The sequence below is a fragment of the Gracilibacillus sp. JCM 18860 genome (assembly GCF_055395245.1).
In genome coordinates this window covers 3,880,699-3,896,670 of the sequence record NZ_AP043868.1, presented here as the reverse complement: position 1 = coordinate 3,896,670, position 15,972 = coordinate 3,880,699, and the positions used below count along the sequence as shown (strand labels likewise).

15 protein-coding genes are annotated in these 15,972 nt (G+C 38.4%); 3 read left to right on the top strand and 12 right to left on the bottom strand.

Annotated features, from left to right (window positions below; all coding sequences use genetic code 11):
* Positions 1–22: 22 nt before the first annotated feature.
* From ACZ5R4_RS19045 to ACZ5R4_RS19030, 4 genes are all read right to left on the bottom strand, one after another.
* Positions 23–1,057, bottom strand: coding sequence for a LacI family DNA-binding transcriptional regulator (locus tag ACZ5R4_RS19045; protein WP_109983755.1), 1,035 nt, complete (start codon positions 1,055–1,057; stop codon positions 23–25).
* 106 nt (positions 1,058–1,163) lie between these two features.
* The gene (locus ACZ5R4_RS19040) at positions 1,164–2,003 is read right to left on the bottom strand and encodes a sugar ABC transporter permease (protein WP_109983756.1); all 840 of its coding nucleotides are present in this window, start codon (positions 2,001–2,003) and stop codon (positions 1,164–1,166) included.
* Entirely contained in the window at positions 2,003–3,304 is a 1,302-nt protein-coding gene (locus ACZ5R4_RS19035) for a carbohydrate ABC transporter permease (protein WP_109983757.1), read from the bottom strand. Before ACZ5R4_RS19035 ends, ACZ5R4_RS19040 begins: the two co-directional genes overlap by 1 nt.
* Positions 3,305–3,522: 218 nt before the next feature.
* Entirely contained in the window at positions 3,523–4,812 is a 1,290-nt protein-coding gene (locus ACZ5R4_RS19030) for a sugar ABC transporter substrate-binding protein (RefSeq protein WP_464367830.1), read from the bottom strand.
* Between the two features lie 352 nt (positions 4,813–5,164).
* On the opposite strand from ACZ5R4_RS19030, the gene ACZ5R4_RS19025 reads away from it, so the two are divergent.
* The 3 genes from ACZ5R4_RS19025 (at position 5,165) to ACZ5R4_RS19015 (ending at position 10,744) form a co-directional block, all read left to right on the top strand.
* Positions 5,165–7,279 carry an alpha-amylase family glycosyl hydrolase gene (locus ACZ5R4_RS19025; protein WP_464367829.1) on the top strand — a complete coding sequence of 705 codons (2,115 nt, stop codon included), beginning with the start codon at positions 5,165–5,167 and terminating at the stop codon, positions 7,277–7,279.
* Between the two features lie 83 nt (positions 7,280–7,362).
* Positions 7,363–9,108 (top strand): alpha-glycosidase, encoded by a 1,746-nt coding sequence (locus ACZ5R4_RS19020; RefSeq protein WP_464367828.1) that lies wholly within the window; start codon positions 7,363–7,365, stop codon positions 9,106–9,108.
* A 49-nt stretch (positions 9,109–9,157) separates the two neighbouring features.
* Positions 9,158–10,744, top strand: a complete 1,587-nt coding sequence (locus tag ACZ5R4_RS19015; protein WP_464367827.1) for a catalase — start codon at positions 9,158–9,160, stop codon at positions 10,742–10,744.
* A gap of 43 nt (positions 10,745–10,787) precedes the next feature.
* Here the strand turns inward: ACZ5R4_RS19015 and hisA are convergent, their stop codons facing one another.
* From hisA to ACZ5R4_RS18975, 8 genes are all read right to left on the bottom strand, one after another.
* Entirely contained in the window at positions 10,788–11,546 is a 759-nt protein-coding gene (gene hisA / locus ACZ5R4_RS19010) for a phosphoribosylformimino-5-aminoimidazole carboxamide ribotide isomerase (protein ID WP_109983865.1), read from the bottom strand.
* A 96-nt stretch (positions 11,547–11,642) separates the two neighbouring features.
* Positions 11,643–12,251 carry a GNAT family N-acetyltransferase gene (locus ACZ5R4_RS19005; RefSeq protein WP_054859719.1) on the bottom strand — a complete coding sequence of 203 codons (609 nt, stop codon included), beginning with the start codon at positions 12,249–12,251 and terminating at the stop codon, positions 11,643–11,645.
* 231 nt (positions 12,252–12,482) lie between these two features.
* Positions 12,483–13,448 (bottom strand): PPC domain-containing protein, encoded by a 966-nt coding sequence (locus tag ACZ5R4_RS19000; RefSeq protein WP_464367826.1) that lies wholly within the window; start codon positions 13,446–13,448, stop codon positions 12,483–12,485.
* Between the two features lie 208 nt (positions 13,449–13,656).
* The gene (locus tag ACZ5R4_RS18995; RefSeq protein ID WP_464367825.1) at positions 13,657–13,809 is read right to left on the bottom strand and encodes a hypothetical protein; all 153 of its coding nucleotides are present in this window, start codon (positions 13,807–13,809) and stop codon (positions 13,657–13,659) included.
* 46 nt (positions 13,810–13,855) lie between these two features.
* Entirely contained in the window at positions 13,856–14,011 is a 156-nt protein-coding gene (locus ACZ5R4_RS18990; protein WP_347834461.1) for a hypothetical protein, read from the bottom strand.
* A gap of 45 nt (positions 14,012–14,056) precedes the next feature.
* Complete coding sequence (locus ACZ5R4_RS18985; protein WP_054789269.1) at positions 14,057–14,290, bottom strand: DUF3953 domain-containing protein; 234 nt, start codon at positions 14,288–14,290, stop codon at positions 14,057–14,059.
* Between the two features lie 43 nt (positions 14,291–14,333).
* Positions 14,334–14,696 (bottom strand): ASCH domain-containing protein, encoded by a 363-nt coding sequence (locus tag ACZ5R4_RS18980; RefSeq protein ID WP_277678305.1) that lies wholly within the window; start codon positions 14,694–14,696, stop codon positions 14,334–14,336.
* A gap of 184 nt (positions 14,697–14,880) precedes the next feature.
* Positions 14,881–15,900 carry an NADH:flavin oxidoreductase/NADH oxidase gene (locus ACZ5R4_RS18975; RefSeq protein WP_464367824.1) on the bottom strand — a complete coding sequence of 340 codons (1,020 nt, stop codon included), beginning with the start codon at positions 15,898–15,900 and terminating at the stop codon, positions 14,881–14,883.
* Positions 15,901–15,972 lie beyond the last annotated feature (72 nt).

Here is a 15,972-nt window from a genome sequence, read left to right as displayed (position 1 = left end):
AGAAAAACCGATAAGCTTTAACTCATCGGTTCTTCCCGTCTAATTCTTTTGTCGACTGCCTATATTGAATTTCGTATGGAACAATAATACGCTTTACTGGCTCTTCTTTATTTTTCGTTCTTTCAATTAAACAACGTGCGGATTGAAATCCTAGCATATAGATTTGAATATCCACCGTAGTTAATGGAGGTGTAGTAATCTCTGATAAATAAAGATTGTTAAAGGATGTAATCGAAACATCCTCCGGACAACTTAAACCTAGCTCTTCTAATGTACTAATCACCCCAAAGGACATTAAATCATCCGCTACGACTAATCCAGTTGGCGGTATATCCAATGCGAATAATTGCTCTACCGCGTCGCGTCCCCCTGATTTCAGAAATTCAGCATGGGCAAAATATTCCGCAGGTAGCTCTAAATTTGCTTCTTTAATTGCCGTTTTATAGCCATTCAGACGGTCAATCGTTACCGTGAGCTCAGGTGCTCCACCAATAAAGGCAATATGTTCATGTCCTAAATCGATTAAGTGGTTGGTTAGTTCCTTACTAGCCTTTACGTTATCATTATCGACATAAGTAATTTCATTTTCTTGTTCTTGCGGTTTACCAACAATGACAAAAGGGAAACCTTTCTCGATTAAAAATTGTTGAACAGGATCAGCAATGCGAGAATAGAGCAGGATAATTCCATCTACTCGGTTCCCATTCACCATCCGCTTTACCTCTTCAAATACCTCTTCTTCATTTCCTCCTGTCGATACATACAAGGAATATTCTGTCTTATGCGCATAGGCGCCAATTCCTCGTAATACCTCTGGAAAAAAAGGATTTTGGAGCGCTTTATCGGCAGAGGATGGCATAATGACACCGATTGCTTGAGACGACCTAACCGCTAAATTCCGCGCATTAAAATTTGGATGGTACCCCAAATCCTTCATTGCTTTTCGCACACGTTTTTTTGTTTCTAAACTGATCCTTGGATTATCTGCAATCACTCTAGAAACGGTGGATGGTGCTACTCCAGCCTTTTTTGCCACATCTTTTATTGTAACTCCCATAAACGACACCTTCTACCAATCTATTCTTATCATTTGTGAAGCTTTCTTCATATTAGCAAATATCAAGTCTCCCCTATTATAATCTATTTTGCTTATCTGGGACACCCTACCCTTTTGTACCACCAGCTGTTAGCCCTGATATGAGGTAGCGCTGCAAGAATAAATAGATTGCTGCGACAGGTACGGCGATAAGAATCGAGCCTGCTGCAAATCGTGTAAAGTTATTGGCAAATTGATCATTAATAAAATTATAGAGGCCTACAGCCAATGTGTAATTTTCCTGACTAGACAAAACAATGGATGGCAATAAGAAGTCAAACAATGGCATCATAAAGTTAAACAAGGCAACAACAGCTAAGATAGGCTTCGCAAGTGGGAGCATCACACTCCAGAAAACACGGAGATGTCCAGCACCATCAATTCTAGCAGCCTCATCTAGCTCTCTTGGTATCGTATCAAAATACCCTTTCACTAACCAAGCATTAAATGGAATTTGTCCACCTAAATAAACAAAAATTAATCCGGTTAACGTATCGAGTAGCCCTATCATGTTTAGAAAAATATAAAGGGCAACCATTGCCATCATTACCGGGAACATTTGTAGTAAAAGGAACACATACAGCCCATTTTTTCGACCGACAAACTTATATCGGGAAAATGCATAAGCTACTAAGGAAGTTAAGACAACACTCCCCAAAGCAACGGATATCGATACAATCATCGAATTTTTATACCAAATTAAATAGTCACTTTGTTCACTAAAAAGCCATTTGTAATGCTCAAACGAGAAATTTTCTGGTATTAAAGAAGAAGAATATAAGCTATTCCCTTGATTTAGTGACATGCCAATTGTCCAAATCAATGGATAAAAAATAATGATCGATGTTAGGATGATAACGAGATACATAAAGGTTAGTTCTACAATCGATTTTTGCTTCTGATTCATTAAATTTCACCTTCTTCTTTAAATGATTTCGTTTGTCTAAATTGGTAGAATGCAAATCCAGAAATAATCAATCCCATGATCAAGGAAATAACAGCTGCCATGGCATAATTATTCGTATCAAAGGTTAGCTTATAGACCCAAGATATGAGGATATCCGTCCCACCTGCGTTTTGGTTTCGCACTGGAGGTCCACCTTCATTAAACAGGTAAATAATATTAAAGTTATTAAAATTCTGTGCATATTGCATGATCAGTAGTGGCGCTGTTGCAAACATCACGTGAGGAAAGGTAATGTATCGGAATTTCTGAAAACGAGTTCCTCCATCTACGTCAGCTGCCTCGTACCAATCCTTCGAAATACTTTGTAGAACCCCTGTAAACAATGCAAAGATAAATGGGAAGCCTAGCCATGTTTGAATCAAGATAACCGCCGTACGGGCATAAATCGGTTCACTTAGCCATGGGATACCATCTCCACCGATAAGTGGAATAATGATATCTCGGTTAATCGCTCCAAAATCGTCATTGAACATGGCAGAAAAAATGAGAATGGTCACAAATGCAGGAACCGCCCATGGTAGGATAAAAATGGTTCGAATTAATTTTTTAAACCGTATTCTCGGATCATTCACGATTAAGGCTAACACTAGCCCAACCGCAATTTGTAAGGTGGTAGCAATAACTGTCCATACAATCGTCCATGCCAGTACACTGACAAAGGTTTCCTGCCAAATAGGAACGGTCACTAATTCTGTAAAATTGGTAAAGCCGACCCAATCTACTAGATTACGAGGTGGAGAATTATAAAGATTGTAGTTCGTAAAAGCTAGTAATACGGAAAATAATAATGGAAAAATAACGACAAATATCATTAGCAAAAGGCCAGGAAAAGTCATCAAATAAGGAAAGGCACTATCATAAAAATCGATAATCGTGTCCTTGAATCCCTTTGGCTTCCAGCCTTCCTTCAGCTTTTTCGCTTGTTTTCTTGCATCAATAATATTAAATATATACAACACAAGTAGAAAAACCGTGGCAATTAAGGACAACACACCAAACACGAGTAATCGAACCGAATGATCTGTACCCGGTATCGTTCCAAGTGTCCTTAGTCCCCATAATCCAAAATTGATGGAATCAAGTAGTGTTAAGAGAAACGCTACTTCTAATAAGATGAAGATAAATCCTTTTAAAAATCGTCGATTATATAATTGACCAAGCCCTGCAAAAATAATCGATAAAAGCGTTGCTATCGTTGGGTTATGATTTTTAAAAGGATGGTTACTTATTTCTTTTTTCAACAGAATTACCCCCGTTCATTGATGAAAAATACATCCATGTATAAGTGCTACGTTACTTTGCTCTTGGCACATTTTATTAAGTCGGGCTCACCATTATAGGATTCAACTCACATTATGGTATAGCAAACGCCCAAAGCTCTTTACCTCACCACAATAGGAAGCTTTTTTGTCATACTTAGAGGAGCGGGTATCAGACACCCAACTCCTCTAAAAAGTTCTTACTGAGCTCCACCGCTTGCTTCAATATTGGAATGAATATATTCCACTGCCTCTGTTAACACTGATTCAGGATCTTCTCCTTCCGCTAAAAATTGTAGAGCATTGTTCATTGGTTCCCACACTTGTGACATTTGTGGGGTACTTGGCATTGGCACACCATTTTCGATTTGTCCACTAAACGCAGCATAAATCGGGTCTTCAATCGATGCTAAAGCATTGGTATTGGTTGGAAGCTCCCCTGCCACTTCAAAATACTTTTGTTGGTTCACTTCATTTGTAATAAATAACGCTAGATCTGTTGCCCATTCTGTATTTTCTGAGAAATAAGAAACCATCCATGATTTCACACCAACCAGTGTAGTCGCAGGTTTACCATTAATTTCAGGGAAAGGTACAAAACCAAGCTTATCCCCTAGCGCTTTTTGGTAGCTAGGTATACTCCAAGGTCCATTAATCACAGCACCGATTTTTCCTTCTGTAAACAATCCATCAATAACATCCGTAGTAGTAGATGCTGGAATCATCCCATCACCAAAGAAAGATTGGTATAACTCTCCACCTTGAATCGCTCCTTCATTAGCTAAGCCTACATCCGCGATATCATATTCCCCTACATCACCACCAAAGATATACGCACCATAGTTCTTAAAGAATGGATAAGCAAAATATAAGTCATTAGGCTTCATTAAAAATCCGTATTTATCCTGTGATGCATCGGTATGTTGTTCCAAGGCTACTTTCAAATCTTCGATTGTACTAGGCTCTTCCGTTATAATATCTTTATTATAAAAAATCCCATATGTTTCAATAACAGCAGGTACACCATATAAATCTGTCTGACCATCATACTCATAAGTAACCGCATCCAATGAAACTTGGCTATAGGAGGCTTGATCTGATTCTTCTATTTCTAATGGTTGAGCGAGTCCTTGAGCGACAATATCACCTATACGATCATGTGGTTGAAAGTATAGATCGGGACCTCTTCCTTCTGGTCCAGCTAGTGCCAACTCATCTAGTTGTTCTAGCATCGATTTCGCCACAACGTTCACCTTAATTCCTTCTTCTTCCTCATATTTGGCAGCGATTTCTTCAATAGCCTGTAATTGCTCTTCTTCGTCATTTGCCCAAATCGTCAGTTCTTCAGGCTTATTATCAGAAGCTTCATTTGTTGATTCTTCACTACCTTCACTATTACTTGCCTCTTCTCGGTCTGGTGCACATCCTACTAATGCTAGAAGGGCAATCAATAGAACCCCAATTGAGAATAAAAATGTTTTCTTTTTCATTTCTAACTCCCCTTTTTATTTAATTTGCGCAATCGCTTGCACTTAATTGTTTACATTATACATCCGCCACTTATTTCGCGCAAGCGTTTTCTTTTTATTTTTGTATTTTAAATTTTTCCTTCATTAAATAACCTTTTTAATAAAATTTTAAAACATATTTTATATTGACTTATTTTATACTTTCTTGTAATAATATATATAACAACAAGATTTATCTTCGATCATAATTTGAGGGCAATGCTTTGGATTTTACCAACAACCCCGGCTTCCAATTGAGAAGTCGGGGTTGTTTTTTTAGAAAGGAGGCTCTGGTGAAAAGTCCAAATTTAGCTGGAAAGGATGAGGATAAATAGTGAAATTTTTAGCGAATTTTGCGAAATCGTTTGCATTTATGTTGCTTTGTTTGCTCGTTTTCCAACAATTTAGCTCGGAAATCGAGGCTTCGTCAAAAGTCGATTATTCCCAAGATGTCATTTATCAAATTGTAACAGACAGATTCTATGACGGTGATCCAACGAATAACCCTACAGGTGAGCTTTATAGCCCAGATGCCAGTAATCTGCATAAATATTTAGGCGGAGATTGGCAAGGAATTATCGAAAAGATTGAAAATGGCTACTTAACGGATTTAGGTGTAACCGCTTTATGGATTTCTCAGCCAGTTGAAAATGTGTATGCTGTTCACCCTGAGGGTTATACTTCCTATCATGGGTATTGGGCAAAGGACTATAAGAAAACCAACCCATTTTACGGAGACTTAGCGGATTTTCAGCAATTAGTAGAGGTGGCTCATGAAAAAAGGATGAAGATTATTATTGATTTTACTCCAAATCATTCTTCTCCCGCTCTTGAGACAGATCCTAATTATGTAGAAAATGGTGCGATTTATGATAATGGTACGTTACTCGGTAATTATTCTAATGATGATCAGGGCTTATTTCACCATAATGGGGGAACTGATTTCTCCTCATTGGAGGATGGGATTTATCGAAACCTCTATGATCTCGCTGACTATAATCTCCAAAACGAAACAATTGATCAATATTTGAAAGAATCGATCAAGCATTGGTTAGATCTTGGGATTGACGGCATTCGCGTCGATGCGGTCAAGCATATGTCCCGAGGGTGGCAGGAAACACTAGTCAATCATATTTACACTCATCAGCCTGTTTTTACATTTGGGGAATGGTTTTTAGGAAAAGGAGAAATTGATCCGAAAAATCATGATTTCGCAAATGAAAGTGGTATGAGTTTATTAGATTTTCGTTATGGTCAAGCGCTCCGCTCTGTATTAAAGGATGAAGATGCTACGTGGACTGACTTTCATGAAATGATTGAGCATACATCTGCTAGCTATGACGAAGTAAATGATCAGGTTACCTTTATTGATAACCATGATATGAGTAGATTTACATCCTCTACTACTTCAAAAACCGACACGGAAATGGCATTAGCCGTGCTTCTCACCTCCCGAGGTGTCCCTACGATTTATTATGGCACAGAGCAATATCTAACAGGAGAAGGAGATCCGGAAAACAGAAAACCAATGCCAGGCTTTGATCAAAATACGAAAGCGTATCAACTGATCAGTAAGCTATCAGCCTTAAGACAAGCCAATCCAGCACTAGGCTTTGGAAATACAACAGAGCGTTGGATCAATCAAGATGTTTATATTTATGAAAGAAAATTTGGAGACCATGTTGTCGTAACTGCTGTAAATAGTGGAGACACCGCATACAATATCTCAAACATGCAAACAGCATTACCAAGCGGAAACTATGACGATGTACTTGCTGGATTATTAAATGGAAATTCCATCACGGTGAACCAGGATCAACAAGTTAACAGCTTTGAATTGGTTCCAAATGAGGTAGCGGTATGGCAGTATACAGCAGAGAGCAATGGGCCATCTATCGGACATGTTGGTCCAATGGTAGGTCAACAAGGGAATGACATAACGATAACTGGTGAAGGGTTTGGAAGCTCCAACGGAAACGTGTTCTTCGGTAACGAAACAGCAGAAGTAAAAAGCTGGAGTGACTCAGAAATTGTTGTGACGATTCCTGCCCTTGCTGCTGGAAAATATGCGGTTACGGTGGAGACTTCGTCGCAAGTATCAAGCAATAATTACGAGGGATTTGAAATTTTGACAAACCAACTCGTCCCCGTTCGTTTTGTTGTCGATAACGCAGAAACAGATTATGGTACTTCTATTTATCTAGTTGGAAATACACAGGAGCTTGGTAATTGGGATGTAGATATAGCGATTGGTCCATTTTTTAATCAAGTTATGTATCAATATCCTTCTTGGTATTATGACATAGGTGTACCAGCAGGACAGGAAATCGAATTTAAATTTATTAAAAAAGATAGTCAAGGAAATGTCACCTGGGAAAGTGGCACGAATAGAACCTATTCAACCCCTACCACAGGAACAGACACCATCCAATTTAACTGGAGAAATTAACCTATTGAAGCGGGCAATGCTTTTGATAACAACCCCATTAAATTAATGGGGTTGTTTACTATATATAAAAGGAGTTTTGAACAATGCTAACAGATATTCGTCATCGAGCAATTCTTCCATATGTATATGGCAAGGATAAAGAAACTGTAGAAATTATGCTAGAAACAAAAAAAGAATTCATAAAAAAAGTGGAGCTAATCTATGCCGACCCTTATCATTTTAAAGAAAAGGATTGGCAATATCAGCTCAGTGAAATGAAGCAAACTGGTTCCACTAGAGATATCGATTATTGGAAAATCCAAATAAAACCACCCTATCGAAGATTACGATATGGCTTTCGCTGTACCACCGCGCAAAATAAAACGATCATCGTGACAGAGCGAGGTTATTTTGAGGAAATACCTAAGGAAATTGGCAATTTTTATTGTTTTCCATACCTTCACGAGGCCGATAATTTTCGTGCCCCTAAATGGGTAAAGGATACGGTATGGTATCAAATTTTTCCTGAGCGGTTTGCTAATGGGGATTCCTCCCTTAATCCAGAAGGAACCTTACCATGGGGCAGCACTGATCCGACACCAACAAATTTTTTTGGCGGGGATTTTCAAGGAATCATCGATCACCTTGACTACCTAGTGAATTTAGGGATAAACGGCATTTACCTCACCCCTATCTTTAAGGCTTATTCTAATCATAAATACGATACGATTGATTATTTTGAAATTGATCCCCAATTTGGAGATAAGGAAACCTTCCGCCGGCTTGTGAAGGGATGTCATGCACGTGGCATAAAAGTCATGCTTGATGCTGTTTTTAACCATAGTGGCTTTTATTTCGAACCATTCCAGGATGTATTAGAAAACCAGGAAGATTCACGATACAAGGATTGGTTTCACATTTGGGATTTTCCGATAGAAACAGAACCGAAGCCTAATTATGATGCCTTTGGATTTGTTTCGACCATGCCTAAATTAAATACGGCGAATTCGGAAGTGAAAAAATATTTGCTAGATGTAGCGGAATATTGGGTCAAGGAATTTGATATTGACGGATGGCGACTAGATGTTGCCAATGAGATTGACCATTCCTTTTGGCGTGAGTTTCGACAGGTAGTCAAAAAAGTCAAGCCTGATGCTTATATCCTCGGTGAAATTTGGCATGATTCCTTACCATGGCTCGAAGGAGATCAATTTGATGCTGTGATGAATTATCCTTTCACCAATGGTGCGATAGAATTTTTTGCGAGACAAAGGATGGATAGTCAAACATTTGTGGATAACATCACGAATGTACTGCATATGTATCCACAAAACGTGAATGAGGTCGCCTTTAATTTATTGGATAGTCACGATACAGCTAGGATACTAACCTTAGCAGATAACGACAAGAGAAGGGCACGACTACTGTATCTATTTCAGTTATCCTTCCTCGGTTCCCCATGCTTGTATTATGGGGATGAAATTGGCTTATCTGGCGGAGAAGATCCAGGATGTCGTGCATGTATGGAATGGGAAGACGAGAATCAAGACCAATCCTTGTTTTCATTTGTTCAACAGTTAATCCAGTGGAGAAAGGAAATTAAAGGCTTCGGCAATTCGGGGGAATTCCAGTTTTTAAAAGGGCAAGGAAATGTCATTGTTTATGAAAAAAGAACAAACACGAACAGGCTAATTTTTGTTTTGAATAATGAGGATAAACAACAAGACATTATTTTAGATGAATTAGCTAATCTCAGTGCAAAGGAATTGTTCACAAACAGACAGGTAACCTTTCAAGATCAAGCAAAAATTAGTGTACAGGCATATGGCTACTTTTGTTTTCAACTATAGTAACTGACTAGATGCCTCTTTCCGCATAACGTGCCATCATTAGGGAATAATGGAGATGACTAGTTATCAAGGAGGCATCCAAATGGACAAAAACAAGAAGGAAAAGGAAATTTTGACAAACCAGCAAGGCCATGACGTGACAGACAATCAAAATGTTCGAACCGTTGGCAATCGTGGTCCAATGACATTGGAGAATTATGATTTTTTGGAGAAAATAAGTCATTTTGATCGTGAAAAAATCCCTGAGCGTATTGTTCACGCCCGTGGTACAGGAGCGCATGGTTATTTCCAGTCATATGGAACAGTAAACGGGGAGCCTATCTCCAAATATACCCGAGCAAAGGTGTTTACCAATACAGAGGTACAAACACCGGTATTCGTGCGATTTTCTACTGTTGTTCACGGCAAGCACTCTCCAGAAACGTTGCGTGACCCTCGTGGCTTTGCGATTAAATTTTACACAGAGGATGGCAACTGGGATTTAGTCGGGAATAATTTGAAAATATTCTTTATCCGTGATCCATTAAAATTCCCTGATATGATCCACGCATTCCGCCCTGATCCAGTGACGAACTATCAAAACCTTGAGCGTATGTTTGACTTTGTCAGCAGGTCCCCAGAGGCGATGCATATGATTACATTTGTCTATTCTCCTTGGGGGATTCCAGCGACTTATCGCCATATGCAAGGCTCTGGAGTACATACGTACAAATGGATCAATGCGGAAGGTAAGGCTGTTTTAGTGAAATATCATTGGGAGCCTGTGCAAGGAATTAGAAACTTGACACAGCAGGAAGCTAATAAAATTCAAGGACAGAACTTCAACCATGCTACTCAAGATCTCTACGAAGCCATTGAGGAAGGCAATTACCCTGAATGGGAGCTTTATGTACAGATTATGGAGGACGGAGAGCATCCGGAACTAGATTATGATCCGTTAGATCCGACAAAGATTTGGTATAAGGAAGATTATCCATGGCATAAGGTTGGAAAAATGGTGTTAAATAAAAATCCTGATAATTTCCATGCGGAAGTAGAGCAATCGGCATTCGGTACAGGGGTGCTAGTCGATGGGCTTGATTTTTCCGATGATAAGCTTTTGCAAGGGAGAACCTATTCCTACTCTGATACACAGCGCTACCGTGTAGGTGCGAATTATCTTCAGTTGCCAATCAACCGTCCACATAAAAAGGTTGTGACAAATCAAACGGGTGGACAAATGGATTTCAGAGAGGACTATGGGGAACATAAGAATCCTCATATTGATTATGAGCCATCCTTACTTGGCGGGTTAAAGGAAGCGAAAAATCCAGGCGTTGAGCATGAGCCACATGTGGAAGGAAATCTCCAACGTAAAGCTATTTCTCGCGAGAACAATTTTGGTCAAGCGGGAGAAACCTACCGTCGTTTAGCGGATTGGGAGAAGGATGATTTAATCGCAAACCTTGTGAATGCCTTGGCTAGTTGTCACGAGGAAATTCAGCAAAAGATGGTGGAGATGTGCTATCAATGTGATCAAGACTATGGTAAACGATTAGAGGATGGACTGAAGAATGCGACAAGCAGTCGTGAAGAGAAAATGGAAAAAGCGGTTGATATGGCAGAGGAAATGTCCAAGCCTTCAGATCCTTATTAAAATTAGGAGGGCCACTTCTTTTTTAAACGAAGCGGCCCTTTTCCTATTTATGATGACAATATGCTACTACTTCCTGGTAAGATAACTCCCCACCGAAAATATCTAAGGCACTTCCAATAGTAATATCAAGCTTACCTTTCGATAGCTCGCGAAAATGGTCTAGATCCTCCATCGAACGAATCCCACCAGCATAGGTTGTTGGAATCGATACCCAATCTGCGAGCTTTTCCACTAAATTTGCTTCAAATCCACTTCTCTTCCCTTCCACATCTGCTGCGTGAATCAGGAACTCATCGCAGTATTGCTCAAATTCTCGAATCGTCTCTTGATTGATTTCAATCTGGCTGAACTTTGTCCATTTATCTGTGACGACAAACCATTTTCCATCCTTTTGCTTACAGCTCAAATCAATCACAAGCTTGTCTTTTCCAATGGTATCAAGCAATTTCTCTAATCGTTCTTTATTCAACTCACCATTTTGAAAAATATAGGAGGTGACAATAACGTGAGAGGCACCATTTTCAAGATAAAACGATGCATTATCTGCATTCATCCCCCCACCAATTTGCAGTCCGTTTGGATAGGCATTTAAAGCTTCTAAGGCTGCTTCTTGATTTCCATCTCCTAGCATAATAACATGCCCACCTTTTAGCCCATCTCGCTGAAACATTTCCGCATAGTGATTACTTTTATAGGTTGATATGTAATTTTCAACAACAGGCTTTCCCACTTCGTTTAACGTATCTCCAACGATTTGCTTTACTTTTCCTTGATGCAAATCAATACAAGGTCTAAAGTCCAAAGCGATCACGTACCTTTCTTCTTGTTTCTTCCTTTCATTCTAAATCATTTTTGAAAAAAAAACATCTAGATTGGGGGATTTAGTTGTGTACTTCTTTCAGTTTTTACTTATGTCCTCCATCCCTACAATAAAAGCACTGTCGGTATTAAGGTAATCTTCTTCTTGAATTATTCCATAAACCGCACAGTCTTTATATTGGTTTTTGGCATTACGAATCATATGTCTAATAACTCCTTCTTGAACCAGTCCAGCTTTAACCATTACCTTTCCAGAAGCCGGATTATCGGTGTTATGGGCTGCCGCAATTTTATGTATGTTCATATATCGGAAACCAAATTCCACCACTGCTTTTAAGGCTTCGGTCGCATACCCTTGATTCCACCATGTGTGTCCTATCGAGTAACTTACCTCACAGTTTCCTGTATGGTTATCAAAATCATACAAGTCGATTTCACCAATTAATTCGCCATTGACTTTTCGCTCAATAGCCCACCAACAAAATTCCTTTCTGTCATAATTCTTGACTATCTTTTCTACCCTCTCCATTGTTTCGATAACAGTTTTATGCGCCGCACTAACTCGATTATCCGATACGCGTTCATCAGAAAGCCAGTGATTAAATACCTTTTGAGCATCAGACAACGCCATCCTTCTTAGGATCAATCGAGTGGTTTCTATCTTGGGTGTTCCTAGATAATGTATCATTATGCCACCTTCCTCAATTATTTAGAAGAGCTAATAGATATTCAGGAGCGAGACGTAGCTTACTAACAATTGATGTTTATTTCTATCATAAAACATATGGTGAAATTACTCATAAAAAAAGAGTAAATAAAGAATAAGGAGCACCACTCAGCGTGTGTGCTCCTTTTATTATAACCATGTGCTAGACTTACTGCAGGGCTATTAATCTGTTAATATCTTTGAACCCATCCTTTAATCTCTAAGATATTTATAATCAAATGTAACACCAGGACTATAATAACCAGTAACTTGAAAAAGAGTTTCTATACTTGAGGTAATAGCCCACTGTTGTTTTACAAATAAAGGATTTTCGTCTTCTGGAGGTAAACCTAGAATCACGTTAAGACCCGGATTAGTTTGATACCACTCCCCACTTTGGGCGGAATATATGAAATCAGTTTGATTTCCCCATCTTCCTAAAGAACTGGCTGTATAAAATCGAATTCCGGTTACTCTAGCCGAATCTGGAATTCCGGGTTCCTCTATTAAATCTAGAATCTGGTATGGCAATATGGTTCCGACATTGTTTTGACTATAGTTAAATCCCATACCTGTATCTACAGAGAAGCTATCCTGTAACCAAGCATCTCCTACAAATAATTGATAGTTTTCTTCAGCATTATAACTGTTGTAAGGCATAATGGCTATATACCAAGTTCCAGTAGTATTTATATTCAGGTAAAGTTTCTCATCTGCGTTCCCAATATTTTCGGATAGGGCATAATTTAAATCTGGATCAAATATATAAAGGTCATAGTCTGCATCACTAGGAATATTTTTTAATAGAAATGCGACATCCGTACCTGCAGTAAGATCTATTTGATACCAATCTACATCTTCTGCATCTCCAATATTAGCATTTAATTCTTGTCCAAATAAAATAGGTGTACTTGTCTCCATTGTGTTGTTCGGTTCATATGAATCATTTAATATCTGAGAAGTAATTGGCTGATAGGTAGGGTTGAGGTCATTAGTTTTTTTAATCAAAGTATCAATATCTACATTCTTAGATGAAATCGATTCATTATTTACTTCACTAAATTCATTTGTTTTACTACTTTTAAAATTTAGGGAAGGGTTCGACGACGTATTTTCATTATCCTCGATAGCTAATACCGTTACACCAGTACTTGTTAGAATAAATGTAAGAATTAGCATAAAACATATTCTTGTGAATTTCAATTTAACATCCCCACTTTCATAAGTTTCCAATATTTTTAGCGCTTTCAAAATGGTAGAATACAAATTTTTATAGCATAGTTCTTTTGCTACCACCTCCAATTAATCCTTATCCTGATTTTCGGTATTTTTTGGAAAAATTAAATAGGTAATATTTACTATTTTAATAAATATTACCTATACAGTATTAATAAATTCTTATTTTGTAAGCAGTTAAAATTGGATGGAGTGTAATCAAACAATTAATCTCCTTCCCTGTACTCTCTTTTAAAATAAAAAACTGTTCCACCCCTGTCAGCTCCCAGCCATCCTTACCAAGGGAATTTAGCTTTTTAGTCATTACTGTGTTGAAATCTATATCAGACAATTAATTAGATAATTATTCCCTAACAAATAAGCCCCGAGGTTGAGTTATCCAAATCATCCACAAAAATACGACCTGGATTTATATTCTCAACGACTGCTATAGCTTCTAATTGACCATTTTCATTTAGTAATTTTCTACATTTACTAAATTGGGTTTTATTCAATTCTGTTATCATAAACCTATCCCACCTCTTATAGCTTGTAAAAAAACAATTCGAATCCTAAGGAATTAACTTAATACTAAATATACTGGCAAATATAACAAATGCAGCCGTGAGAAAAGAAATAATGGCATATCCTTTGCGTTTTGCTTGAAGTTCATTAATTCCCATAGCCAAGAGCATGAATCCTAAGATTAATTGTGCATATGGAATTATACTAAAACTCCCAGTAACTAAAGCATATCCTGACAAACAAACAACGAAAACTGCTAAAATAACTTTTAATAATTTCAACAATAATCATTCCTTTCCTTAATATTACTCCCCATTTACTATCCTAGTACTTGTGACTTTTTCCATCCATTAATCGAATAATAATCGCGAGTGTACCCCATTCCTTTTCCTTCTCTGGAGAATATATTTGATAGGTTTGTTCGACCATTTCTCCGATCGAACTACCAACTGCATCAAAATCACTTGCTGGGATATTTTCATACATATCTTTGAAAGACGAATACTGCTTTAGACCGATAACCTCGACTGTTAATGTTTCGTTGCCTTCAGGGATTTTTGTGAATGTTATTGTATCTCCTACTTTTACTCTTCTTCTTTTCTCATCATTTAATCTGACCTCTACTTTTTTTCTCCCAGATTTCATTGAATAGAAAGGTGTTTCATTTAGGCGCATGGTGTGTTCCATTTTCTCAACTCCTAATAATCTTTTTGCCATTTTATCACCAGACTCCATCTTATATTAACATAAATATCCAATATCACAGATAATATTATTAGCCTGATCGCAGAGGGGATTACTATTCTTACAATAAAAAAACTGCACCCTATTTGTTTAACAAATTGGGGTGCAGGGCATTTCGTTAGTATTTTTAAAATCCTCGCTCGTATTGGACAGGTATTTCGATTTCCTGGTGTAATTGGCGGGCAGCATGAATGGCCCAGTATGGATCTCTTAGCATGCCACGTCCGACTGCCACGAGATCGGACGCTTTATTTCCGATAATAGCATCAGCTAGTGCTGGGTCTTCTAAGCGTCCTACCGCAATAACAGGAGCTTGCAATGCATTACGCATTTCTTGTGCAAATGGTATCATATATCCCGCATGTCCTCCTGGATTACGAGATGGGGCTATTGCTCCTTCTCCTCCAGCACTGACATGAATCATATCTACTCCTGCATCCTTATACACTTGGGCGAGTTTGACACCATCCTGTAGCTCATAGCCATTTTCGACAAATTCTGTTGCAGAGATTCGCATAATTAATGGCATATCTGCAGGCATCTCACTTTTAGCTGCTTTGATTACTTCTACACCAAATTTGGTGAGATCCGCATATTCATCCTCCCGCTTATTGGTTAGATGGGAATGAAATTGATGAATTAAATAACCATGGGCACCGTGGAGCTCAATGGTATCAAATCCCGCTTTGACTGCTCTTCGTACCGATAAGCGGAATTTTTCCACCATTTCCTTGACTTCTCCTGTTGTTAACGCTCGTGGAGTTTTGTAGTTCCCATCAAAACGAATTGCAGATGGTGCGACAGGCAGATCTGCATCCTCCGCTTTACGTCCTGCGTGAGCGATTTGAATACCGATCTTAGCACCATTCTCATGGACCGCATCCACAATCCGTTGATAGGCTGGAATTTGATCATCAGACCAAAGGCCTAAGCAATGATTCGAAATCCGTCCATCTGGCTCCACATTTGTCATTTCCACAATCACCAGACCCGTACCACCTATTGCTCGACTGACATAATGGGTATAATGCCAATCATTTGGTGTTCCGTCTTTTTTTGAAACGGAATATTGACACATCGGTGGCATTACCACTCGATTTTTTAACGCTAAATTTTTTATGTTAAATGGGCTAAATAATGTATCCAACTTGTTTTCCCCCTTTAGAAAATAACTTCGATGGATAGTATACCAAGATTTTGCCAAACATTCACTTAATTG

Bases quoted from the DNA above. Each gene is read 5' to 3' on its own strand.
- ACZ5R4_RS19045 (WP_109983755.1), bottom strand. From the start codon at position 1,057: ATGGGAGTTACAATAAAAGATGTGGCAAAAAAGGCTGGAGTAGCACCA.
- ACZ5R4_RS19040 (WP_109983756.1), bottom strand. From the start codon at position 2,003: ATGAATCAGAAGCAAAAATCGATTGTAGAACTAACCTTTATGTATCTC.
- ACZ5R4_RS19030 (WP_464367830.1), bottom strand. From the start codon at position 4,812: ATGAAAAAGAAAACATTTTTATTCTCAATTGGGGTTCTATTGATTGCC.
- ACZ5R4_RS19020 (WP_464367828.1), top strand. From the start codon at position 7,363: ATGCTAACAGATATTCGTCATCGAGCAATTCTTCCATATGTATATGGC.
- ACZ5R4_RS19015 (WP_464367827.1), top strand. From the start codon at position 9,158: ATGGAGATGACTAGTTATCAAGGAGGCATCCAAATGGACAAAAACAAG.
- ACZ5R4_RS19005 (WP_054859719.1), bottom strand. From the start codon at position 12,251: ATGATACATTATCTAGGAACACCCAAGATAGAAACCACTCGATTGATC.
- ACZ5R4_RS19000 (WP_464367826.1), bottom strand. From the start codon at position 13,448: ATGCTAATTCTTACATTTATTCTAACAAGTACTGGTGTAACGGTATTA.
- ACZ5R4_RS18995 (WP_464367825.1), bottom strand. From the start codon at position 13,809: ATGACTAAAAAGCTAAATTCCCTTGGTAAGGATGGCTGGGAGCTGACA.
- ACZ5R4_RS18990 (WP_347834461.1), bottom strand. From the start codon at position 14,011: ATGATAACAGAATTGAATAAAACCCAATTTAGTAAATGTAGAAAATTA.
- ACZ5R4_RS18980 (WP_277678305.1), bottom strand. From the start codon at position 14,696: ATGGAACACACCATGCGCCTAAATGAAACACCTTTCTATTCAATGAAA.